This is a genomic window from Gluconobacter sp. DsW_056 (assembly GCF_002153595.1).
In the GTDB taxonomy this organism is placed as follows: domain Bacteria; phylum Pseudomonadota; class Alphaproteobacteria; order Acetobacterales; family Acetobacteraceae; genus Gluconobacter; species Gluconobacter albidus.
Genome location: NZ_JOPF01000009.1, coordinates 19882 through 41927, shown reverse-complemented (window position 1 = coordinate 41927; position 22046 = coordinate 19882). Strand labels below are relative to the sequence as shown.

Annotated in this window: 21 protein-coding genes; 13 read left to right on the top strand and 8 right to left on the bottom strand. The window is 59.9% G+C overall.

The window, feature by feature from the left end:
- The first annotated feature begins 164 nt into the window (after positions 1-164).
- The 3 genes from HK22_RS07380 (at position 165) to HK22_RS07370 (ending at position 4669) form a co-directional block, all read left to right on the top strand.
- Entirely contained in the window at positions 165-1808 is a 1644-nt protein-coding gene (locus tag HK22_RS07380) for a lysine--tRNA ligase (protein WP_086648828.1), read from the top strand.
- Between the two features lie 144 nt (positions 1809-1952).
- The gene (locus HK22_RS07375; RefSeq protein ID WP_369827238.1) at positions 1953-3971 is read left to right on the top strand and encodes a lysylphosphatidylglycerol synthase domain-containing protein; all 2019 of its coding nucleotides are present in this window, start codon (positions 1953-1955) and stop codon (positions 3969-3971) included.
- Positions 3968-4669, top strand: coding sequence for a MarC family protein (locus HK22_RS07370; RefSeq protein WP_062030812.1), 702 nt, complete (start codon positions 3968-3970; stop codon positions 4667-4669). Before HK22_RS07375 ends, HK22_RS07370 begins: the two co-directional genes overlap by 4 nt.
- Before the next feature lie 3 nt (positions 4670-4672).
- Here HK22_RS07370 and HK22_RS07365 read toward each other — a convergent pair whose 3' ends face one another.
- The gene (locus HK22_RS07365; protein ID WP_086648827.1) at positions 4673-5278 is read right to left on the bottom strand and encodes a uracil-DNA glycosylase family protein; all 606 of its coding nucleotides are present in this window, start codon (positions 5276-5278) and stop codon (positions 4673-4675) included.
- Positions 5275-5838 (bottom strand): RNA 2',3'-cyclic phosphodiesterase, encoded by a 564-nt coding sequence (thpR, locus tag HK22_RS07360; protein WP_062030816.1) that lies wholly within the window; start codon positions 5836-5838, stop codon positions 5275-5277. The genes HK22_RS07365 and thpR overlap by 4 nt, the downstream gene beginning before the upstream one ends.
- A 151-nt stretch (positions 5839-5989) precedes the next feature.
- On the opposite strand from thpR, the gene HK22_RS07355 reads away from it, so the two are divergent.
- From HK22_RS07355 to cyoD, 5 genes are all read left to right on the top strand, one after another.
- Positions 5990-6760 (top strand): Bax inhibitor-1/YccA family protein, encoded by a 771-nt coding sequence (locus HK22_RS07355; protein WP_062030818.1) that lies wholly within the window; start codon positions 5990-5992, stop codon positions 6758-6760.
- A 447-nt stretch (positions 6761-7207) separates the two neighbouring features.
- Entirely contained in the window at positions 7208-8146 is a 939-nt protein-coding gene (gene cyoA / locus HK22_RS07350; protein WP_062030820.1) for a ubiquinol oxidase subunit II, read from the top strand.
- 7 nt (positions 8147-8153) lie between these two features.
- Positions 8154-10142, top strand: a complete 1989-nt coding sequence (gene cyoB / locus HK22_RS07345; protein WP_086648826.1) for a cytochrome o ubiquinol oxidase subunit I — start codon at positions 8154-8156, stop codon at positions 10140-10142.
- Positions 10143-10160: 18 nt separating this feature from the next.
- The gene (gene cyoC, locus HK22_RS07340) at positions 10161-10781 is read left to right on the top strand and encodes a cytochrome o ubiquinol oxidase subunit III (protein ID WP_062030824.1); all 621 of its coding nucleotides are present in this window, start codon (positions 10161-10163) and stop codon (positions 10779-10781) included.
- The gene (gene cyoD, locus HK22_RS07335; RefSeq protein WP_062030826.1) at positions 10781-11110 is read left to right on the top strand and encodes a cytochrome o ubiquinol oxidase subunit IV; all 330 of its coding nucleotides are present in this window, start codon (positions 10781-10783) and stop codon (positions 11108-11110) included. Before cyoC ends, cyoD begins: the two co-directional genes overlap by 1 nt.
- Positions 11111-11276: 166 nt before the next feature.
- On the opposite strand, the gene fdxA is transcribed toward cyoD, so the two are convergent.
- The 3 genes from fdxA to HK22_RS07320 all read right to left on the bottom strand — a co-directional run bounded on the left by fdxA (position 11277) and on the right by HK22_RS07320 (position 14574).
- A complete protein-coding gene (gene fdxA, locus HK22_RS07330) occupies positions 11277-11609 on the bottom strand; it encodes a ferredoxin FdxA (protein ID WP_062030828.1) in 333 nt (110 codons plus the stop codon).
- Positions 11610-11701: 92 nt separating this feature from the next.
- Positions 11702-11980 (bottom strand): RNA-binding S4 domain-containing protein, encoded by a 279-nt coding sequence (locus tag HK22_RS07325; protein ID WP_062030830.1) that lies wholly within the window; start codon positions 11978-11980, stop codon positions 11702-11704.
- Positions 11977-14574, bottom strand: coding sequence for a helicase-related protein (locus HK22_RS07320; RefSeq protein WP_086648825.1), 2598 nt, complete (start codon positions 14572-14574; stop codon positions 11977-11979). Before HK22_RS07320 ends, HK22_RS07325 begins: the two co-directional genes overlap by 4 nt.
- A 59-nt stretch (positions 14575-14633) precedes the next feature.
- Here HK22_RS07320 and HK22_RS07315 point away from each other — a divergent pair, with 59 nt between their 5' ends.
- Together HK22_RS07315 and HK22_RS07310 are read left to right on the top strand one after the other, a co-directional pair.
- The gene (locus tag HK22_RS07315; protein WP_086649093.1) at positions 14634-16025 is read left to right on the top strand and encodes a leucyl aminopeptidase family protein; all 1392 of its coding nucleotides are present in this window, start codon (positions 14634-14636) and stop codon (positions 16023-16025) included.
- 298 nt (positions 16026-16323) lie between these two features.
- Complete coding sequence (locus HK22_RS07310) at positions 16324-16725, top strand: MarR family transcriptional regulator (protein ID WP_062030832.1); 402 nt, start codon at positions 16324-16326, stop codon at positions 16723-16725.
- Between the two features lie 13 nt (positions 16726-16738).
- On the opposite strand, the gene HK22_RS07305 is transcribed toward HK22_RS07310, so the two are convergent.
- Entirely contained in the window at positions 16739-17722 is a 984-nt protein-coding gene (locus HK22_RS07305) for a glycosyltransferase family 4 protein (protein WP_086648824.1), read from the bottom strand.
- A gap of 144 nt (positions 17723-17866) precedes the next feature.
- Here HK22_RS07305 and HK22_RS07300 point away from each other — a divergent pair, with 144 nt between their 5' ends.
- From HK22_RS07300 to HK22_RS07290, 3 genes are read left to right on the top strand one after another with little or no spacing between them, the layout of a single operon-like run.
- Complete coding sequence (locus HK22_RS07300; protein WP_233142472.1) at positions 17867-19792, top strand: nucleoside-diphosphate sugar epimerase/dehydratase; 1926 nt, start codon at positions 17867-17869, stop codon at positions 19790-19792.
- A complete protein-coding gene (locus HK22_RS07295) occupies positions 19789-20931 on the top strand; it encodes a DegT/DnrJ/EryC1/StrS aminotransferase family protein (protein ID WP_086648822.1) in 1143 nt (380 codons plus the stop codon). Before HK22_RS07300 ends, HK22_RS07295 begins: the two co-directional genes overlap by 4 nt.
- A complete protein-coding gene (locus HK22_RS07290; RefSeq protein WP_086648821.1) occupies positions 20928-21350 on the top strand; it encodes a hypothetical protein in 423 nt (140 codons plus the stop codon). The genes HK22_RS07295 and HK22_RS07290 overlap by 4 nt, the downstream gene beginning before the upstream one ends.
- Here HK22_RS07290 and HK22_RS07285 read toward each other — a convergent pair.
- Together HK22_RS07285 and HK22_RS07280 are read right to left on the bottom strand one after the other, a co-directional pair.
- Positions 21313-21699, bottom strand: coding sequence for a TipAS antibiotic-recognition domain-containing protein (locus HK22_RS07285; RefSeq protein ID WP_158093546.1), 387 nt, complete (start codon positions 21697-21699; stop codon positions 21313-21315). The genes HK22_RS07290 and HK22_RS07285 overlap by 38 nt on opposite strands.
- A gap of 108 nt (positions 21700-21807) precedes the next feature.
- Positions 21808-22026 (bottom strand): MerR family transcriptional regulator, encoded by a 219-nt coding sequence (locus HK22_RS07280; RefSeq protein WP_086648819.1) that lies wholly within the window; start codon positions 22024-22026, stop codon positions 21808-21810.
- Positions 22027-22046: the final 20 nt, after the last annotated feature.

Genomic DNA, 22046 nt, shown 5'->3' with positions numbered 1-22046 from the left:
CGGGTTTTGCGAACGGAACGTGAAAGCTGGCTGTCTGCAAGGGGTTGGAACGCGCGGAAAAGTTATTGAAATATTTCGTAATACAATGGACGCCTCTGAGTGAAACCGCAATGTGTCGTATTGCTTGACCGGGAAGAGGTGTCTCCCTACCTTTTCCTGTAATCATGCAGAAATCCAAGACACCTATCGCCCCGTCCCTCTCTCCTGACGCGCCGCTTCCGAAAGCATGGCCGTTCGAAGAGGCGCGAAAAATCACTGCGCGCCTGGATACGCGCGCGTCTGACGCTGCCGGAGCGGCCTCGGAACAGGCTCCGGCCCTTCTGGAAACGGGCTATGGCCCGTCGGGCCTGCCGCATATCGGCACGTTCGGCGAAGTGGCCCGTACGACCTGGGTCCGTCAGGCCTATGAGGCACTGACAGGCCGTCCGACGCGTCTGCTGGCATTTTCTGACGACATGGATGCTCTGCGCAAGGTGCCGACCAATGTGCCGCAGCAGGAGCTTCTGACGAAGCATATTGGCCTGCCGCTGACGCGGGTTCCCGATCCGTTTGGCGAATATGACAGCTTTGCCGCGCATAATAACGCGCGTCTTCGCCAGTTCCTCGACAGTTTCGGTTTCGAATACGAGTTCGCTTCCGCCACGCAGTACTACACGAACGGTACGTTCGATGCGGCGCTGCGCCGTATGCTTGAAGTCCATGATGAAGTCGTGGCGACCATTATTCCGACGCTTGGTCCGGAGCGCCGGGCTACCTATTCGCCGGTTCTGCCGATCCATCCCGAAACCGGGCAGGTCATGCAGGTGCCGATCATCAAGGTTGATCCGGATGCCGGCACGGTTGTCTGGAAAGACGAGACCGGCAAGACGTTCGAGACGTCCGTTCTGGGCGGTCATGCCAAGATGCAGTGGAAGGCCGACTGGGCCATGCGCTGGTATGCTCTGGGCGTGGATTATGAAATGTCCGGCAAGGATCTGATCGACAGTGTGAAGCTGTCCTCGAAGATCTGCCGTATTTTGGGCAAGGAACCGCCTGCGGGTCTGACCTATGAGCTGTTCCTCGATGCGCAGGGACAGAAGATCAGCAAGTCCAAGGGCAATGGCCTGTCGGTTGAGGAATGGCTGCGTTACGGCACGCCGGAAAGTCTGGGGCAGTACATGTTCCAACAGCCGACGCGGGCCAAGCGCCTGTTCTTCGATGTCATTCCGCGCGCGACGGATGATTACCTGACGCTCGTGCAGAAAGCCGAGACGCAGGAAGGGCCGGATCTGCTGGCCAATCCTGTCTGGTTCATTCACGGTGGGACGATCCGTCCGGAAGACACCAGCCCGGTATCGTACACGGCGCTGCTGAACCTTGCGAACGTCGCCAATGCCGACAAGCCCGAGACGCTGTGGAAGTTCCTGCGCCGCTATGATCCGACGCTGTCGCCCGAGACGCATCCGTATGTGGACCGTCTCGTGCGCTGTGCGCTGACGTATTTCCAGGAGCAGGTTTACCCGAACAAGACCTATCGCGCGCCGACCGAGACCGAGCGCAAGGGGCTCGTGGATCTTGCGGACGAACTGGCAAAGCTCGCGCCGGAAACGCCGCCGGGCGACGTGCAGGATGTCGTGTTTGAAGTCGGAAAGCGCTATTTCGAGAAATCCGAGCTGCGGTCGTGGTTCGGGTGCCTGTATGAGGTTCTGCTGGGGCAGACCGAAGGGCCGCGTTTCGGGATTTTCGCCTCCCTGTTCGGGCTGCCGGAAACGGTGGCCCTGATTAGGGAAGCTCTCGCGCGGCCTGTTGAAGAGCCTGTACAGGGCTGAGCCGTGGGCGCGCCCAAAGATAAAAGACCGGGGGACAAGAGGCTGGAACTCCGGTCGCCGGACGCTCAGCCCCCGTCCGTGAAAGACGCGGTATGCGCAGCGGTAGAGACAGATCCCGTAGACTGCGGGTGTGAGGACGCCAGCCTGTCGAAACGACGCTGGCAGGTTCTCCTGTCGCGCGCGCCGGCTCTTGTGGGGCTGGTTTTGCTGGTGGCGGCTGTGGTCGTCATCTGGCGGGAACTGCGACATCTTTCGCTGCATGACATCACCACGAGCCTGAGCGCCATTCCGGATTCCGCTCTGCTGGCCGGTGGGGCGGCGACGGTTCTGTCGTATTTCATCCTGTCCTTCTATGACCGGCTGGCGTGTCTGCATGTTCGGGCAGACGTGTCGTATCAGCGCTCCGCCTTTGCGGCGTTTTGCTCCTATGTGCTGTCCCACAATCTGGGTTGTGCGGCGATTTCAGGGGCGGCGGTGCGCTTCCGGCTCTACCGGAGCTGGGGTGTGGCGCCGGGTGCAATCGCGCAGATCATTGCTTTCTGCTCCGCGACCTATCTGCTCGGCACGATGGCGTTAATTGGGGGAATCCTGATTATCGAGCCGCACGCGGTGCCAGTTCTGATGCATCTGCCGACGTTTCTGCTGAGATTTGTCGGGCTCGGGCTGTGGGGCGTACTTCTGGCCTATGTGCTGGTGTCACGCGTTCGGCGGCATGTCCGTGTCTGGAAATACGAGATCGAGCTTCCGGGACCAGGGATTGCAATTGCTCAGATCGCGGTCAGTGCAGCGGACATGGCGGCAACGGCGCTCATTGCGTATTGCGTGCTGCCGCCTCTACCGCCGGAAGCCCATTTCGGGTTCGGGACCTTTCTGGCGATCTATCTTGCGTCTTACACGGCCGGCCTGATGGCGAGCGTTCCGGGGGGGCTGGGCGTTTTTGATGGGGCCATGTTGCTGGCGTTGCAGGCTTATCTGCCAACGTCGCAGATCATGGGCGCGATCCTCGTGTTCCGGCTTTTCTATTACATCATCCCCCTTCTGATTGCGGGGTTGATGTTCGCGGGGCATGAACTGTTCCTGCGGGGAGAGCAGGCTCTGGTCTCGGCCGGACAGACGCCGCGCAGGGTCAGGCCCAGTCAGGTCATTCGGGAATCGGAAGCGGATTTTTCGGTGGCGGTGGCGACAAGCGTGCAGGCTGTCGTCGGACTTCTGCTGCTGCTGTATGCGCTGGTGGCGGACCTGCCGCCTCTGCAGACGTCCTTCTGGGCAGCAGTGTCACAGATTGCAGATCTTCTGCTGACGGTGGTTGGCGTCGGGCTTGCGGCGCTTTCCTGGGGGCTGTCACAGCGCGTGGCATTGGCCTGGAAATTTTCCCTCGGGATGCTGGGGGCGGCGGTTCTGCTGCTGATCCTGCGTCATGCACCGTGGGAAGGACCGGTTGTCATGGCGCTCGTGATGCTGCTGCTGTTGCCGTTCCGGAACTGCTATTATCGCCGGGCACATCTTCTGACTGCCCCGCTGACGCCAGCTACGCTAGCGCCACTCTCGCTGTGGGGACTGGGGCTCATGGGGGTGGGCTGGGTTGCGGTGCAGCGGCATCTGGGGCCGATCTGGTGGCGCTCCATGATCTATGATGCCCATACGGCTGTCGGGCGCTGGTTTCTGGGTTTTTCGGCCTTGTGCGGATTCTACGTTCTGTGGCGCGGAATGCGCCGGACGCGGATCCGCTTCGAAGCCTGGACGGCCGAAAACGCCTGCCGCTACCACAGCCTGGCCCATGCGCTCCCTCAACTGGGCGCACGCCGTCCGACAGGGTTGCTGTTGGATGAAGCTGGGCGTGCGGCCATCCCGTTCCTGCGGACGGGGCAGTTCATTATCGGGCTGGGCGATCCCGCGGGCTCCGAACGGAACTGTGTGGCTGCCATCTGGCGACTGCGGGATCTGGCGTTGCAGGAAGGCTGCAAGCTCGCTTTCATACAGGTTGGCCAGTCTTTGATGGCCGTTTATAACGATCTGGGACTGACGGTCTGTCCAGACAGGACAGCCGGGACGGTATGCTGTTTTTCCGAGGATTATCGGATGCTGCGGGCTTTTCTGAAGGGTGAGGAACGGCTGGCACGCAAGCGCCAGCCTCAGGCTGTATCGGGGCTGACAGGCTCATGAGCATGACGCCCGGGCTGGGGAATACGCTCAGCAGCTGGCTGATTGCTTTTCCGGCGCTGTTCTCGATCATCAATCCGCTTGGAGCCTCGCTGATTTTCGCGCAGGCCACGGAAGGGCGTGAGCGCCGCGAAGTCGTTGAACTCGCGCGTCAGGTGGCGCTGAATTCTCTGGGCATCATGCTGGTGTCCATCTGGTTCGGAAGCTGGATTCTCGGGTTTTTCGGCATTTCGATCAATGCCCTGCGAATCACCGGCGGCCTTGTGGTGGCGTCCCGTGCCTGGGTGATGCTGTTGCAGCCCGAAACGTCCGAAGCCCGCAAGGAGAAACAGGCGCTTCAGGGCGGCCGGACCGTAACGACGCCGGATCTGCGGGAGCGGGCGTTTTTTCCGCTGGCAATGCCGTTTACGGTGGGGCCGGGCAGCATTTCCGTCGCCATTGCCCTGAGTTCGTCAACGCCGCCCCATATGCCGACGGCGGACTATTATCTCGGTGTGTCCGCTGCGGCCACGACCATGGCTGTCGTGGTGGCCATCGTTTATGCCTACGCCGAACGTGTTGTGGCGATGCTGGGTGTGACGGGCGCGCGGATTGTCAGCCGTCTCGCTGCCCTGATCCTGCTCGCGATCGGGGTGCAGATCCTCGCATCCGGCGTCGAAGGTTTTCTGATCGAGGCGCTGAAGCAGGCGAAAGCGGCCTGAGGGTCAGCGCTCCGCAAGGACGGCATGGACTCGTTCTCGCAGGGCGGGGATGACCTCCTCCTGAAACCACGGCGCTTTCTTTTCCCACACGCCGGTTCGCCATGACGGATGGGGCAGGGGGAAATATTCGGGCAGATAATTCCTGAAATTCCTGACACGTTCCGTGACCGAACCACGTCCCACAACATGGTTCTGGGAATAGCTGCCCACAAGAAGGGTCAGGCGAACATCAGGCAGGAGCGACAGAATACGCTGGCGCCACAGGGGAGCACATTCGGGGCGCGGAGGTTTGTCGCCGCCCTGAGGCAGGCGCCCGGGATAGCAGAGGCCCATTGGCAAAATCGCGACGTGCCGGGTGTCGTAAAAAATGTCTTCCGGGATATCGAGCCAGCTTCTGAGGCGATTTCCGGAGGGGTCGAAAAACGATTTGCCGGCGATATGGGCCTTGGTGCCCGGTGCCTGACTTGCGATCAGGATTCTGGACGTTGCGGAGGCGTGGATCAGAGGGCGTGCGCCCAGAGGGAGGTGAGCCTCACAGACACGGCAGGCACGGACTTCCCCAAGAAGCGCGTCAAGGCGCTCCTCTGGGGAGGGAGCGGGTCGGGTCATTCTTCCTCGGGGATCAGAGGCATTTCCGGCTGCCAGGCATATTCAGCTCTCGGAATATAGACATGCTCTCCAAGGCTGCGCAGGCTTTCAAAAAGCGTAACGTGTTCTACGGACATTGGTTTGCTGCGGAAGAGATTGTGTCGCTGCACCCACTGAATGGCGTCCGCCCGCTGGCTGGATGAGAAATGCCCCAGCGTGACAGCTGGCTGAAAGCGCCGTTTCGCGGGAGGGCATCCGGCCCGGCGAAGGACGCTTTCGACCTGGGACTGGAGCGTCTCAAGTTGTGGAGTGCGTTCGACCCCGATCAAAAGGCTGTCGGCATTGAGCCCCTCGCGGATGTCGGCCTGTGCGAGCGACAGATCGAATGGCTTCCAGGCCAGGCGGGAGAGAGCCAGGTCAATCTCCTCCAATCGGTGCCTGTCCGTGATTTCTCCGATGAAGCGGAGGGTGATGTGATGGTTTTGTGCAGGAACCCATTGCACGCCAGGCATGGAACCGCGCATCAGCGCAAGCGTTTCCCGGATGTCGACAGGAAGGTCGAGTGCGACAAAAAGTCTCAAGAGGTGCGTTTCCCATGAAAAATAAGTAAGGGATGGCGGAGTATTCTTGACCCCTCCGGCAAAACTCCCACATTCAGATGGAGTGTACGGACGGCCCTCCCTGGTTCGTCAAGCGCCCTTTTCAGAAGGGCATCTCATTGGAAAAGGTGTCATGGCTTTTAATTCCAACTTCAGCAGAGCCGGTGTGCAGGCCGGAGCCGGCAGCCTTGATGCCGGACTTCGCGCTTATATGTGCCGGGTCTTCAACTGGATGGCGCTTGGTCTGGTGATCACGGGAGTGGTCGCCTATGGCGTCGCACAGACTTCCCTTCGCGCCCTGTTTTTCCATCTGGCAGAAACGCCGAACGGCGCGCTTGTCCTGCGGCCGACCCTTCTGGGTGGCATCAGCATCTTTGCGCCGCTTGTTTTCGTGATGGTTCTATCTTTTGGCGTCAACCGTCTGTCCCGTCCTGCCGTGCAGGGAATTTTCCTGCTGTTCAGTGCCGCAATGGGCGCCAGCATGGCCAGCATTCTGCTGAGCTATACGGGTGTTTCCGTAGCCCGGACGTTCTTTGTGACGGCCATTACATTCGCCGGAATGTCGCTGTGGGGATACACGACCGGCGCCAATCTCGCTCGACTCGGTTCGTTCCTGTTCATGGGGCTGATCGGTATCGTTCTGGCCTCGGTGGTGAACATTTTCCTGCACAGTTCGCCGCTGGCCATGCTGGTTTCAGTAATAGGTGTGGGTCTTTTCACCCTGCTTGCGGCCTATGATACGCAGCGGATCAAGATCACGTACCAGCAGTACATGGCCTATGCTGGTCCAGACGAAGTAGCGAAGCTGAGCGTTTATGATGCGCTAACGATGTATCTCAATTTCGTGAACCTGTTTCAGTTTCTTATCCAGTTCATGGGTGTTCGTTCAGGTAACAGTGACTGACAGTACTGTCAGGACGATACTGGGCATCGGGAAAGGGGCGGCAGTTGATGCCGCCCCTTTCTGCTTTTTGGACCAATAAAGTCTTGAATTATTTTCGCGAATTCTAAAGTGACTTACATTAAAAATCTGTAATTTTATGGATTAATGAAAGTCTTAATTAGATCAAATGTGGCGAAAAACAGCCATTTCAACCTGAGAGTCATGTGGAGGAAAGGCTCACGAAATCCGTGATAAGCCTTGTCTTTGAGGCGATTCAGGCAGAAAAAACCTGAGGAACCGGGACAGCCGTGTCCCATGCTGAATGAACTTCAGGATCGGATCTTTGATCCGGTTCCTGACGTCAGGATACGAACGAGAAAGGTAGCAGACTATGGCAGCGTTCGGCGGCACTGATGCGGACCTTATCGTGTCAAACCGTTTCCCGGCGACTACTGCAAGCCGGAACGGATGATGAAAGCAGGACCGATGAAAAAACTCTGGCGATATCTCCCAGCGTTGCCGGCGCTGATGCTATCGGGTTGTACGGTTGATCTGCTTCAGCCGCGCGGCCCGGTCGCAGAAATGAACCGCGATGTCATGGTGGCGGAATTCGTCATCATGATGCTCGTTGTGGTTCCCACCTGCGTCGCGACGCTTTATTTTGCGTGGAAGTATCGTGCTTCCAACAAAGAGGCCGAATACCTCCCGACCTGGGATCATTCGACCGCAATTGAATATGTCATCTGGGGTGTTCCCGCCATTCTGATCGCCTTCCTTGGCGCCATCAGCTGGTGGAGTACGCATGCCTATGACCCGTACCGCCCGCTTCAGACGGATGACAATGTCAAGCCGCTGAACGTTCAGGTGGTTTCTCTCGACTGGAAGTGGCTGTTCATCTATCCGGACCTGGGGATCGCAACGATCAACCAGCTGGATGTGCCGACGAACACGCCGCTCGACTTCCAGATTACGTCTGATTCCGTCATGACGTCGTTCTTCATCCCCCGTCTGGGCTCGATGATCTACGCCATGCCGGGTCAGCAGACGCAGCTGCATCTGATTGCAAGCGCACCGGGGGATTACCTTGGTGAAGCATCGCAGTTCAGCGGTCGCGGTTTCTCGGATATGAAGTTCCGTACTCTCGCCATGGATCCCGCTCAGTTCAACGACTGGGTCGAGAAAGTGAAGAGCGGAAGCGAAAATCTCGACGATACCACATACCCGAAATATGCTGCACCGCAGGAAGCCGCACCGGTACAGTATTTCGCGCATGTCCAGCCGGATCTCTTCGACGGCATCGTAGCCAAGTATAACAATGGCATGGTGGTGGACAAGACGACGGGCAAGGTCATGCACATGCAGTCCGTTCTTAACGCTGCACCGTCCGACACTGGCATGAAGGAATAACCGACAGATGCTCGGAAAACTCTCCTTTTCAGCCATACCGTTGGATGTGCCGATTCTTGTCGGTACATTCCTTGGTGTTGCTGTTATCGGTCTCGCCGTACTGGGTGCTGTCACCTATTATGGCAAATGGGGCTATCTCTGGCGTGAATGGCTGACGACTGTCGACCACAAGCGTCTTGCTGTGATGTACGTCATTCTGGCGATCGTCATGCTGTTCCGTGGTTTTGCGGACGCCATCATGATGCGGACCCAGCTTGCGCTGGCTTATAATGGTAACCCCGGTTATCTGCCGCCGCATCACTACGACCAGATCTTCTCCGCTCACGGCACCATCATGATCTTCTTCATGGCGATGGCGTTCATGACGGGCCTGATGAACCTGGTGGTTCCCCTTCAGATCGGTGCACGTGACGTGGCGTTCCCGTTCCTGAACTCGCTCAGCTTCTATATGACGCTGGTCGGAGCCCTGCTGATCAACATCTCGCTGTTCATCGGTGAGTTTGCACAGTGCGGCTGGCTGGTTTATCCGCCTCTGTCCGAGATGCAGTTCAGCCCGGGTGTCGGCGTTGATTACTATATCTGGGCTGTTCAGATCTCCGGTGTCGGTACGCTGCTGACGGGCGTGAACTTCTTCACGACCATCGTCAAAATGCGTGCGCCTGGCATGGGCTGGATGCAGATGCCGGTGTTCACCTGGACTGCGTTCTGCACGACCGTGCTGATCATGGTGTCCTTCCCGGTTCTGACGGTAACGCTGGCTCTGCTCAGCCTTGACCGTTACCTCGGCATGCACTTCTTCACGAATGATGCCGGCGGCAACGTCATGCTTTACCTCAGCATGATCTGGACCTGGGGCCATCCGGAAGTTTACATCCTCGTCATTCCGGCGTTCGGTGTGTTCTCCGAGGTCACGGCAACGTTCTCCCAGAAGCCGCTCTTCGGCTACAAGACGATGGTGTACGCCACGTGCTCCATCATGGTGCTCTCCTTCGTCGTGTGGGTGCATCACTTCTTCACCATGGGTGCCGGCGCCAACGTCAATACCTTCTTCGGTATCATGACGATGATCATCGCCGTCCCGACGGGTGTGAAGATCTTCAACTGGCTGTTCACGATGTATAAGGGTCGCGTGGAATTCACGGCTCCGATGTACTGGACGCTGGGCTTCATGATCACCTTCTCCATCGGTGGTATGACCGGTGTCATGATGGCCATGCCGGCTGCTGACTGGATCCTGCACAACTCCCTGTTCCTGATCGCCCACTTCCACAACGTCATCATCGGCGGCGTGTATTTCGGTTACATCGCGGGCATGGGCTTCTGGTTCCCGAAGGCTTTCGGCTTCAAGCTGAACGAAGCCTGGGGCAAGCGCGCTTTCTGGTGCTGGTTCGTCGGCTTCTATCTGGCCTTCGTCCCGCTCTATATCCTCGGTCTCGAGGGCATGACGCGTCGTATGAACCACTACGACAATCCCGACTGGTATCCGTGGATGCTGGTTGCTGAAGCCGGTGCAATCGTTATCGCCTGCGGTATCGTCTGCCAGCTGACGCAGCTCTACGTGTCCATCCGTGACCGTAACCTGCCCGAGAACCTTGATCTGACGGGTGATCCGTGGAACGGCCGTACGCTGGAGTGGTCCATTTCCTCTCCGCCGCCGGCTTACAACTTCGCGGTCATTCCTGACATTCATGGTCTCGATACGTTCCACACCGAGAAGCAGCTGGGTCTGAAGGCTCACGGCAAGCCGCTGGCTCCGATCCACATGCCGAAGAACACATCTGCTGGTGTCTTCATCGGTCTGTTCAGCTTCATCTTCGGTTTCGCTTCGATCTGGTACATCTGGTGGCTTGCTGCCATCGGCCTGATCGGTATCGTTGCAACCATGATCCTGCGCAGCGCAAACCGCGACGTCGACTACTACGTCCCGGTGAGCGAAATCGAGCACAACGAGGAAGTCTATTCTCGTCGTATCGCTGCAGCGCAGGCAGCAGAGTAAGAGGGGGGCATAAGACTTATGGCTCACGAAGCAACAATGTCGCCTCTGGCACATGCCGACGATCACGGCGGGGAACATCATCACGAGACCCCCAACGTGTTCGGCTTCTGGCTCTACCTGATGACGGACTGCGTCCTGTTCGGGTCGATCTTCGCTGCCTTTGCGGTCCTCCGGAACCAGTATGCCGGTGGCCCGTCGGGCAAGGAACTGTTCGACCTGACGAACGTGGGGATCGAGACGGCTATCCTGCTGTTCTCGTCCATCACGTACGGCTTTGCCTCGCTGAACGCGCTGGCGAAGAACAAGACGATGGTTCTGGTCTGGCTTGCCGTCACGTTTGTGCTCGGCGCTTCCTTCGTCGGTCTGGAGGTGAACGAGTTCACCTCCATGATCGCAGAAGGCAATGGTCCTGACCGTTCTGCATTCCTCTCCGCTTTCTTCACGCTGGTGGGAACGCATGGTCTGCACGTCACTTGCGGCCTGATCTGGATGGTCGTCCTGATGGTGCAGATGATGGGTCCGCAGGATCTGTCCGAGCGTATGATGAACAAGCTGGCCTGCCTCAGCCTGTTCTGGCACTTCCTCGACATCGTCTGGATCTGTGTCTTCTCGTTCGTCTATCTCGCAGGAGTGATGTAATGGCTCAGGCACATACAGCCCACGATGGTAGCCACGGCTCCTATTCGGCTTATCTGATCGGCTTCGTTCTGGCCGTGATCCTGACGGTGGCATCTTTTGCCGCCGTCATGACCCACGCCCTGTCTCCGGGGATGGCGCTGGCCGCACTGACGGTTCTTGCCGTCGTGCAGATCGTCGTCCACCTGGTGTTCTTCCTTCACCTGAACACCAGCAGCGAGCAGAGCTGGAACCTGATGTGCTTCATCTTTGCTGCGGCATCGGTGATCGTCATCATCGGCGGCACGATCTTCATCATGCATGATACTGCGATCAACATGATGTCCCGCTAAGGTTTCTTTCGAAATCTTGTGGGAAGGGCTGGCGGGAGAAATCCTGCCAGCCCTTTTTTGTGCTTTGTGTCGCTCCGGGGGCGTGGCTTCCATCCGGGCAGCAGGCATAAAAAAACCCGGTCTCGTGAAAGACCGGGTGGGGTACGTCGGTTGTGTCGGAGGAAAATCAGCTCTGATGCGGTGCCTCGGACAGCATCGCAGCTTTGCCCGGCTTGTCTTTCCAGTCTTCCGCGTCTGGCATGGCGTCGATCTTGCGGGTCATGTTCGGCCATTGCGTCGAATATTTCGCATTGACTTCGATCCACGGTGCGGCGCGGTTGTCGCTGTCGGGGAAGATGGCTTCGGCCGGGCATTCCGGCTCACATACGCCGCAGTCGATGCATTCGTCCGGATTGATGACAAGGAAGTTCTCACCTGCGTAGAAGCAGTCTACGGGGCAGACTTCCACGCAATCCGTGAACTTGCAGCGAATGCAGTTTTCTGTGACCACATAGGTCATTGACGTCTCCGATCGTCTTGCTGGTCCGGCATCCGGCCGGTTTCATCCGAGCGGGATGATATGCGAAGGTTTGGCGTCAGACGCAAGCATCCTCAGCCGTCTTCTGTGATGACTTCATAAAGAAGTGCGGCTTCTTTTGCCGGACCGCGGCGTTCACCAAGATCCAAGACGCGCCACACGCGCACTTCTCCGCCAGAAACTGCGGGAAAAGTCAATATGTCCCCGATGTGAAGCCTGGCATGGGGCTTGCTGGTAGGCTGCCGGTTGATGCGGATGCGGCCTTTTCCGACGATGGCCGCGCAAAGCGGCCGTGTCTTGGCGATGCGGGCATAATAGAGCCACTGGTCCAGCCGCTGATAAGGCTCGCTCATGGACGGACTTTTTCCCTGAGGATGGCAAGGGCTGCGAAGGGGCTGTCAGTCCTCGGTGGGGAGGGGCGTCTGGGAGCAAAGCCATGTTGTGCGGATCTGGGGCGGCGTGAGGCGCGGGTCTTGCGGTCGTGGAGGATCATGAGAGGGCGCGGCGGACCGGAATGGCTTGGAGACGGGGTTTCTGCCGGTTGATGTGCGATTCCCAGACCTTTCAGGACGGCCGGCAGGGTGTCGGTCTTTACGCCAAGCCGCGAGGCCAGATCGGATGGCGCCGTATGGTCTCGGCGGAGTGCAAGCTGGTGCAGTTCCGCGATGCAGCGTTCTGCGATGTCGAGACGCAGGCCTGTATCCCCGGCGCGGATCCAGCCGAATTGACCCCTGATGTCAGCCCAGGGAAGAGAAACGCGACCGGGGGCTGCCGGGCGGTGTGGAGTCTGCTGGTGCAGCGCATGTAGCAGTCCAAGAAGGTCCAGAGGGCGCGTCCGGAACAGGGCGGGGCAGAAGATCGAGAAGCGTCCGATCTCGACCCCGCCTTTACGCAGTTTCCCGCGCAGGGCGGGGGAAAGCGCATGGTCTTCAGGCAGGGTCTCGGTGATGCCGCCATCATCCATGAGGCGGTGGAGGATGGCGCGCAGTCCGGGTTCGCGTTCAGCGAGGGCATGGGCGCGATAAAGAGCTTTAAGGTCTGTCTGGATGAGATGCATCACGAAAGCCAGCAGGCGGGTTTCGACGTGACCTTTCTGGACAGTATCAGTGAACTCGGCGGGGAAAAGCTGGATGGCGGGACGGAGCAGGGAGGAACCTGCGCTGAGTCGGCCCAGAGGGGTTTCGTCCCAGAAAATATGTCCCGTCGTGGCGTCCAGTCTGAGAGCGGTGTCCGGTGCGTCCTGCAGAAGGCGGATGCGGCGGGGGATTTCGTGGATGAGGGCTTTGCGACCGGCTCGCAGGATCATCTGACGGTCCGGGCCCGAGGCCACATCCGTGTCCAGCATGAAGCCCCTGATATGTCCGATACTGTGACCTTCGACGAGAACTTCGCCATCGGGTTTCACGGCAGACAGCAGCGTGCGGTCGCCGTCGCTGTCGAGGCGGCGCAGAAGCGTGGTGGCGCGACGGTCTACAAAGCGGGCGGTAAGGCGTTCGTGCAGAGCGTCGGAAAGCTGGTCTTCGACTTCACGGGCGCGTTCCTGCCACATCGCGGAATGGCGGCTCCATTCTGTACGGGCGGCGACATAGGAGCAGACCCGCACACCGGTCAGGCGGTGCATGAGGGTGTCGATATCGCCTTCGGTTTTGGCCAGCCCACGGATATGGCCTTCCATCCAGTTGGCGGGAATGGACCCTTCCTTGACCAGATGGATATAGAGGCGCGCGCAGAGCCGGGTGTGGCTGTCATCGCCGAGCTTGCGGAAGTCGGGGATCTGACAGACGTCCCAGAGCAGGGTTGTGGCGCGCTTGCCTCGGGCGATCTCGCGGACATCCGGGTCAAGCATCAGAGATTCGAGTGTGGTGACGTCCGAGGCCACGCGGCCTGCGGTCAGGCCGCGCAGCGGTGGCGGCCGGGTCAGGCTTTTGAGCAGGTTGGCCGGGTTAGTGAAGTCGAGTTCGTGGTTGCGCCAGTAGAGGCGCTGGATCGGATCGAAGCGGTGCTGTTCGACAGCTTCGACGAGGGCGCTGGACATCGGCGGACAGTCGGCTGTGGTACCGAAGGTGCCGTCTTTCATGCCGCGTCCGGCGCGCCCGGCGATCTGGGCAATTTCCTGCGGGAACAGCGGGCGCGGCACAGTGCCGTCGAATTTGCTGAGTTGCGCCAGGGCGACGTGATCGACGTCCATGTTCAGACCCATGCCGATGGCATCGGTTGCGACGAGATAGTCCACATCGCGGTTCTGATAGAGTTCGACCTGAGCGTTGCGGGTGCGGGGGCTAAGTTGGCCCATGATAACCGCACAGCCGCCACGGCGTCTGCGGATCACTTCAGCCAGCGCATAGACTTCGCTCATGGAGAAGGCGACGATGGCCGAACGTGGGGGCAGGCGGGAGAGTTTCGTGTGTCCGGTGCTGGCCAGACTCGAGAGGCGGGCGCGGATGTCGATTTCAATGCCGGGCACGAGCCTCTGAAGCAGCGGACGGATGGTCTCAGCGCCGAGGAACAGCGTCTCGACCGTGCCACGCGCGTGGAGCAGGCGGTCCGTGAAGACGTGTCCGCGATCGGGGTCGGAGGCGAGCTGGATTTCGTCAATGGCGATGAACTCGGCCTTGCGATCCAGCGGCATGGCCTCGACGGTGCAGGAAAACCAGCGCGCGCCGGGAGGCACGATTTTTTCCTCGCCCGTGATGAGGGCGACGTGACGCTCGCCCTTGATTTTGACGAGGCGTTCATAGTTTTCCCGGGCCAGAAGGCGCAGGGGAAAGCCAATGATGCCGGACGCATGGGCCATCATGCGCGTTAAGGCATAATGGGTCTTGCCGGTATTGGTGGGGCCGAGGGCAGCACGGATGCTGGCTGGCATGGTATGGTCGCTGGACGAGGTTCCGTGGAATGCACCCTTCATGTCTGAATGGTCGGGTGCCTGCGGGGCAAAAGCAAGCATCTGAAGCCCTCCCGACGGATCTTTCTCGGGTGGGGCAGGTCTTTGAGGAAGAAAATCTCATGAATCCGCATTCCCAGCTTCCCTTCGTGACCTCTGCCGAAGCACCTTCGGCGCGTCTGGTTCATCTGGTGGCCTGTGAAGACCATGCAGCGGTCATGACTCTTCTCGGAGAGCATGCTGCGTTTCTGCAGGGGCAGGGATTTTCGGCGAAAGACGGTGCTTTCACGCTGCTCCCGGGTGAGGGCGGTGTCGGTGCTGCGCTTCTGTGTGTGGCGTCCGTGCGGTCGAACGATCCGGATGCTTTCGGTGTGCTGGGAACAGCACTGCCGGAAGGAGACTGGACGGTCGTGCTGCACGGGCTGCAGGACGGAGCGCTGGAGAGCGCGCTGCTCGGGTTCTGCATGGGGGCTTATCGGTTCGGTCTTGGTGAGGCAAAGCCACGCGCGACGCGGATGGTTGTTCCGGACGATGCAACGCGGCTTGTGGCGTTGTCGAAAGCCGTGTGGTTCGGGCGCGATCTGATCAACATGCCAGCGAATCTTCTGGGGCCGCGCGAGCTTGCCGAGATGGCGGGCAAGGCGCTGGTGCATCGGGGGGCAAGTGTCAGCCTGCTCGAAGGAGACGATCTGCGCCGTGCATATCCGTGTCTGGCAGAGGTGGGCGAGGGGTCCGAGCGCAAGCCTGTTGTGGCCGTGGCACGGTGGAAAGCGCGTGAGGGCGCGCCACGGATTTCCCTTATCGGCAAAGGCGTCTGTTTCGACACCGGGGGATACGATCTCAAGGGAGCGGCGGGCATGCTTCGGATGAAGAAGGACATGGGCGGCGCGGCGCTGATGCTGGCCGTGATGTGCGCGGCGATCGACGTGGGGCTGGATGTGGATCTGGAGCTGCGTCTGGGGTGTGTGGAGAACAGCGTGTCCGGTCATGCCATGCGGCCGGGAGATGTTCTAAAGACGCGCAGCGGCAAAACGGTCGAAATTGGCAACACGGATGCGGAGGGGCGGCTGGTGTTGTGTGATCTCATAACGGAAGCGTCCGAAAACCGTCCGGATGTCATTCTGGATGCTGCAACCCTGACGGGTGCTGCGCGCGTAGCACTCGGTCCGGATGTGCCGGCATTGTTCAGTAATGACGATGAACTGGCCTCACTCATTCTCGAATCGGGAAAAACGACGGCCGATGTAATGTGGAGAATGCCGCTCTGGCATGGTTATGATGCATGGCTCGATAGTAAAATTGCTGACTTTGGAAACGTGACGTCAAAACCCATGGCCGGGGCGATCACAGCGGCACTTTATCTTCAGAAATTCGTGCCGGAGGGCCAGAAATGGGCGCATATCGACACTTATGCGTGGAATGACGGAGGGCGCCCGGGCCGTCCTGAAGGGGGAGAAGTGCTCGGTCTTCGGGCGATTCTGGAAACATTGTCACGAATTCATAATAATTCCTGAGCTTTCATGAAGCGTTTCACTCTGGGAACAGTGTGGCGATGCGGAGCGCGGCTGAAAGATTAGGGTGTCAAATGCGTTTCAATGAGGCATATGCCCCTTATCGTTTCGATGCAGAGTCATCGTCTACTGGAATGTTTTGGAACCCGTATGCTTGCGTATGCGTTTCGAATCACCATCTGAGTGCAACTGACGTCTCTCCCTGGAAGGAGAGACATAGACAATTTCATGTTGGCCCCCGTGCCGCCCCTCCCTGTTATGGGATCGGACAACAGGGGTCGAACTGTTTAGGAGAGAGATCATGCCCCAGGCTACCAATGATCAGATGCTCAATCTTCTGTGCGACACCATCGTTTCCATGGTCCGCCGCGACGGTCCCGACCTGTCGGCACGCCAGCTTGCCGTGTTCCTGACCTGCTATCTGCGGGACGGCGCCCACACGGTTCGTGGTCTGGCCCTTGAGCTCAAGGTTTCCAAACCCGCCATCACCCGCGCCCTTGACCGTCTGGGCGAACTGGATCTGGCCCGCCGCAAGGTCGATCCGCTGGACCGTCGTTCGGTTCTCGTGCAGCGCACGCTGAAGGGCTCCACCTTCCTGCGCGAAATGCGTGCCGTCATGACGGAAGCCTCCGGCACCCGTTCGACGCGTACGGAACGCGCTTCGGCTTCCGTCGAGCGCCTGAGCAGCCGCCGCGCCGGCTGAACGATCTGGCTGATTACCAGCGATCCTGCACGCGGGTTCTGGCCCGCGTGCAGATATATCCTGTCCACAGGATCTGTGGCAGGGCGATCATCACGATGGTTATGATGATCTGACCTGTGGCGAATGCCGCAGCGCCCCAAAGGGCAAACCCCCAGTATAAAAGAGTAACGAGCGGCACGGGCAGTCCCGAGCGAATGGCCAACTGATAGAGATGGCCGCGATGGGCCTGTGCCAGTCTGTCTCCGTCGCGCGCGCGGCGCAGCAGCGTGAATGTCACGTCCCACAGCACGCCCGAAAGCAGAGCGATCACGAGGACACCCCCACCTGCGCGAAAGCCTGTCATGCCCCCCCAGGCAATGGCGAGACCGATAGGCTGGCTGCCGACATCGCCCATGAAGATCCGGGCCTTTGGAAAATTATAGGGCAGAAAACCCAGCAGGCAGATGGCGAGCAACATGAACGCGGCGGGCATAATGCCGGCACCGGCCAGGAACAGGGCCGAGATGGCCATGACGCCGGAAGCGAGACCGTTGATTCCGTCAATGAAATTCAGGGCATTCGTAATGAAGACGGTGGCGAGCACGAAGGGCACCAGCGTCCATAACGGAGTATGCGTGCCGTAAATTGCTCCGAAGGCTGCGGCGATTGCGGCCAGAAACTGTGCTGCGAGTTTGTAGCGGGCGGGGAAGGGCCGCATGTCGTCGAGCCATGACACGGCGCCGAGCACGATCATGCCGATCAGCAGTCCCGTTACGGCAGGAATGATGGATGCGGGCGTATGGGCTGCGCGCAGGGCCGGGATCAGGCAAAGGACGAAAGCTCCGACAATGCCGATCCCGCCGCCTTTGGGCGTCGGGCGCGTATGGGAACTCCGCTCTACGGGATGGTCCAGAACGCCTGCGCGGATCATGAGCAGGATCAGGATATTGCACAGGACGACCGCGGCGACGCAGGGGAGCGTAAGGCCGGTGTTAATGTTGTGGAAAGAAAAGGGCATCGAACGACTTTATGGGAGAGCGGCTTTTGGCGCTATAAGGAGCAGGTGATATCTGCTGATCCTACAGGCCCCGCCTCTCCGGCCTCAATGCCCCCCTCGGCGCCTTCTTTCAGGCCGCCTGCCGCATCGACCTCGCATACGTCGATGCGGGCGCGGCGCATTGCGCTCAATGTGGCGCTGGACGGAGTCGTCTCTGCGGCGGCGGCGCCTGTTGCGCGCTGGCTGGCGGATCCGGCCGGGGGATGGCTGCATCCGCTGTGGTTTATTGCCGGTGGTGGGATCACCCTTCTGGTGGGCGGGTTGCCGTTCCGTGTTCCGCAGCAGTACTGGCGTTTCTCGGGTGTGGCGGACCTGTTCAACATTGCCTGTGCCTCGGTTCTGAGTGCGCTGCTGTTTGCGGGGCTGTTACACGTGGCGGGCTATCCGCTGCCGACGCCGACTTTCCCGATCATCCATGCGCTGGTCCTGCTGGTGTTTCTCGGCTCCGTCCGCATGATGTGGCGTCTGGCGGCGCGTCGTAAAAGCACGGCGCTGGCCAGTCAGCGCATCCTGCTGCTGGGCGCGGATCATGAAGCCGATCTGTTCATCAGGGCGATGGAGCGCGACAGCGAGAACAGTCGCAGTGTGGTGGGGATCCTGACCGGCGGTTCCCAACAGGCCGGGCGGCGTATCCATGACTGCCCCATTCTTGGAACAATCAGCGAAACGCCCGCCATTCTGGAGCGGCTGTTTGCTGCGGGAAAGCTGCCGGATGCACTGGTTCTGACCGCGAGCGAAATCAAGGGGCGTGAACTGGCACGCATTCTTGAAGCGGCGCGGGTCTATGACATCGACGTTCAGCGCACGCCGTCTCTGACAGCCTTGCAGCCGGCGGACCGGGTAGAGCTTCGGCCCATCGCAATCGAGGATCTGCTGAACCGTCCGCCCGTTGCGCTCGATTCGCAGGGTATGGCGCGGTTGATCTGCGGGCGCGTCATTGCCGTGACCGGGGCTGGCGGCAGCATTGGCTCCGAACTGGCACGGCAGATTGCATCGTTCCAGCCTGCTGTGCTTTTGCTGATCGAGAGCAGCGAATATGCGCTGTGGCAGATCAATCTGGATATTTCCGAGCGCTTTGGTGACGTGACACGCCATCAGATCGTGGCGGATGTGCGCGACCGGCGGCGCATGGCAGAGATTTTTGGAAAATACCGACCGCAGATCGTGTTTCATGCGGCGGCCCTCAAGCATGTGCCTATCGTCGAGGACAATCCGGTCGAGGGAATCCTGACGAATGTGATTGGCACGCGGATTGTTGCAGACGAGGCCAAACGGGCGGGCGCGCAGGCGATGGTCATGATTTCCACAGACAAGGCGGTCAACCCGTCCAGTCTGATGGGAGCCAGTAAACGCTGTGCGGAGGTCTACGGACAGGCGCTCGATATGCGGGCGCGGGCCGGGCAGGGCGGCATGCGATGCGTGACCGTGCGGTTTGGCAATGTGCTGGGGTCCACGGGATCGGTTGTCCCGCTGTTCAGGCGGCAGCTTGAACATGGTGGGCCGCTGACGGTCACGCATCCGGACATGACGCGCTATTTCATGACGGTGCCGGAGGCTGTGGGGCTTGTGTTGCAGGCGGCCGTGCGTGGAACGCATGAGCGTGCGGAACATGACGCGACGGACCGGCGCCTCAAGCAGGGCGGGATTTTCGTGCTCGATATGGGCGATCCGGTACGGATCATGGATCTGGCATTCCAGATGATCCGGCTGGCGGGCCTGCGCCCTGAAACCGATATCGAGATCCGCTTCACCGGGCTGCGTCCGGGTGAAAAATTGTTCGAGGAACTGTTCCACGGGCGCGAGGCCCCGGTTCCGACCGATGCGCCCGGTCTGCGGATGGCCTCCCCGCGGACGGTCGATTTCAGGGTGGCGAGACTTGCGATGGACGAGTTGGAAATGGCCTGCCGCGCAAACGATCTGGGCGCGATCATGACGATCCTGTACAGGCTGGTCCCCGAATTCCTTCATAACCGTGACGGCGGATTGCCGGTTGCGGTCTCCCATCCCGATCCGGAGATGATAGCGCCATGACACGGCAGATTGCTTTTCTCGACCTCCCCGCCCAGCAGGCGCGCCTCGGCGGCAGCATCCAGAAGCGTATGGATGCCGTCATGGCGCATTGCCGCTTTGTGCTTGGTCCGGAGGTTCAGGAACTGGAGCAGCGTCTGGCGGAATTCGGCGGGGCGAAACATGCGATCGGTGTCTCATCCGGGACCGATGCGCTGCTGATGGTGCTGATGGCCGAGGAAATCGGGCCGGGCGATGCGGTTTTCCTGCCAGCCTTCACCTATACGGCGACGGCGGAAGTCGTTCTGCTGTTGGGGGGAACGCCGGTTTTCGTGGATGTCGATCCGCAGACCTTCCAGATCAGTCTTGAATCGCTGAAAGCCCGGCTTGAGGCGGTCCGTCAGGCAGAAGATCTGGAGCCGCGTGTTGTGATCGGGGTGGACCTGTTCGGGCAACCTGCGCCGTGGGACGACCTGAAAGCCTGGACGGCGCAGGAGGGCCTGACGCTGGTGGCCGATTGTGCGCAGTCTTTTGGGGCGACATATCATGGTCGCCGTCTGGGACATGAGGCAAAGGCGACCACGTTGTCTTTCTTCCCGTCCAAGCCGCTGGGCGGTTATGGAGACGGTGGTGCGATCCTGACGGACGACGACGATCTGGCGGCGCTGTATCATTCCCTTCGCACGCATGGCGAAGGCCGAACGCGTTATGAAGTCGAGCGGATCGGGATCAACGGGCGGCTGGATACGCTTCAGGCGGCTGTGCTTCTGGCAAAGCTTGATGTGTTTGACGGGGAGCTGAAACGCCGGGACGCGATTGCCACGGCCTACGATGCCGGAATGCCTGCAGGGATTGTATCGCCCGTGCGGGTGCCGGATAGCGAGAGTGCCTGGGCGATCTATACGATTCTGCTGCCGGATGCGGCAAAGCGGGATTCGCTCCAGGCGTTTCTGAAGAACGCAGGCGTTCCGACCGCCATTTATTATCCGAAGCCGCTACATCATCAGCCGGCCTATGCACCGCATCATGACGGAGCCGTGCTGCCAGTGGCCGAAGGGCTTGGCGCACGCGTTCTGGCGCTTCCCATCCATCCCGAACTGACGGACGATGACGTCCGCCACATCATTGCAGCCCTCAATCACTGGGCAGGAGAACAGGCGTGAGACGCGAGCAGAAACTTCTTCTGGTTTTCGGGGCGCTGGTCCTCATTCCTGTGGGCATTGTCTGGTTCGTGACATGGCCGCTGCTGCATGCCTGGAAGTTTCCACAGGTAACTGCGGGCCAGATGACTACGCCCATCAGCCGTAATCTGACGGCCGATGAGGTTCAGAAGGTCAATCTGTGGCTTCAGTCCCATGAGACGGCATGGGGCCCGTCGGGCGAGCGTCCGCCAGCGCCGGGACAGGTCATTCTTGAAATGGCTACGGCACAGGGGCAGCCCGTGATTGTTTCCATCTGGAAGCAGAAGAAGCAGGACGATATCGTCGGCGTCCAGCTCGAGAAAAACGGTCCGTACCGGATGAATGCCTTCCCTGATGCGCAGCTTATGGCGTTACAGCCTGATGGCGCGCGGCCGCAATAATGAATGCCTGAACGTCCGGGCTGAAAGGCAGCTTTCGCTCGGACGTTTCCCAGTTGCCCCGCTCCAGATACATCCGGTTTGCCTTGCCCCAGAGTTCCGGGCCCGTCGCATCCTGAAGTGGTTTCTGGAGAATCTTCCAGTTTGCCAGCAGGGCCGCCGCTTCGTCGCTCGCTGGAGAGACATTCCGGCGCAGGGCGTCTTCGCATTGACCGATGAGCGTCTCCCACTGTTCAGCGTATTCCGTACGATTTTCCAGCGGGAAATGGCTGTTGGCCATGCTCTGCCAGCGCTGCTGTTCATCAGACGTGAAATACTGGTTCAACACGTCTTTCATGGAGGTGGGTGTCATATGATCCTGTCCTTTGCTGATGAGGGCGCAGAAAGACTTCAGATCCAGGACAGTCTCTCCTGAAATCGTAGCGCAGGCGGCCTTCATCTGGCCGATAACGGCGTCGAGTTAGGTACGCCGGGCTTCGAGAACACGGAGCTGTGCCTGTAGCAGTCTCTCTGCATCGAGCGGTCCACGCGAAAGGGACGCAATTTCCCTCAGCGTGTAACCGGCCCGTTTCAGGAGCAGGATGTGCGTCAGGGTCCCGATATCGGTTGCTTCATAGGCGCGGCGACCATTTTCCGCGCGCTGCGGGCGAAGCAGTCCGGCTGCCTCGAAGTGCCGCAAAGCGCGGGGGTGACGCCAGT

Excerpts from the sequence above, each read along its gene's own strand:
- HK22_RS07380 (WP_086648828.1), top strand. The coding sequence starts at position 165 with ATGCAGAAATCCAAGACACCTATCGCCCCGTCCCTCTCTCCTGACGCG.
- HK22_RS07370 (WP_062030812.1), top strand. The coding sequence starts at position 3,968 with ATGAGCATGACGCCCGGGCTGGGGAATACGCTCAGCAGCTGGCTGATT.
- HK22_RS07365 (WP_086648827.1), bottom strand. The coding sequence starts at position 5,278 with ATGACCCGACCCGCTCCCTCCCCAGAGGAGCGCCTTGACGCGCTTCTT.
- HK22_RS07355 (WP_062030818.1), top strand. The coding sequence starts at position 5,990 with ATGGCTTTTAATTCCAACTTCAGCAGAGCCGGTGTGCAGGCCGGAGCC.
- cyoA (WP_062030820.1), top strand. The coding sequence starts at position 7,208 with ATGATGAAAGCAGGACCGATGAAAAAACTCTGGCGATATCTCCCAGCG.
- cyoB (WP_086648826.1), top strand. The coding sequence starts at position 8,154 with ATGCTCGGAAAACTCTCCTTTTCAGCCATACCGTTGGATGTGCCGATT.
- cyoC (WP_062030824.1), top strand. The coding sequence starts at position 10,161 with ATGGCTCACGAAGCAACAATGTCGCCTCTGGCACATGCCGACGATCAC.
- cyoD (WP_062030826.1), top strand. The coding sequence starts at position 10,781 with ATGGCTCAGGCACATACAGCCCACGATGGTAGCCACGGCTCCTATTCG.
- fdxA (WP_062030828.1), bottom strand. The coding sequence starts at position 11,609 with ATGACCTATGTGGTCACAGAAAACTGCATTCGCTGCAAGTTCACGGAT.
- HK22_RS07325 (WP_062030830.1), bottom strand. The coding sequence starts at position 11,980 with ATGAGCGAGCCTTATCAGCGGCTGGACCAGTGGCTCTATTATGCCCGC.
- HK22_RS07320 (WP_086648825.1), bottom strand. The coding sequence starts at position 14,574 with ATGCTTGCTTTTGCCCCGCAGGCACCCGACCATTCAGACATGAAGGGT.
- HK22_RS07315 (WP_086649093.1), top strand. The coding sequence starts at position 14,634 with ATGAATCCGCATTCCCAGCTTCCCTTCGTGACCTCTGCCGAAGCACCT.
- HK22_RS07310 (WP_062030832.1), top strand. The coding sequence starts at position 16,324 with ATGCCCCAGGCTACCAATGATCAGATGCTCAATCTTCTGTGCGACACC.
- HK22_RS07305 (WP_086648824.1), bottom strand. The coding sequence starts at position 17,722 with ATGCCCTTTTCTTTCCACAACATTAACACCGGCCTTACGCTCCCCTGC.
- HK22_RS07300 (WP_233142472.1), top strand. The coding sequence starts at position 17,867 with ATGCGGGCGCGGCGCATTGCGCTCAATGTGGCGCTGGACGGAGTCGTC.
- HK22_RS07295 (WP_086648822.1), top strand. The coding sequence starts at position 19,789 with ATGACACGGCAGATTGCTTTTCTCGACCTCCCCGCCCAGCAGGCGCGC.
- HK22_RS07285 (WP_158093546.1), bottom strand. The coding sequence starts at position 21,699 with ATGACACCCACCTCCATGAAAGACGTGTTGAACCAGTATTTCACGTCT.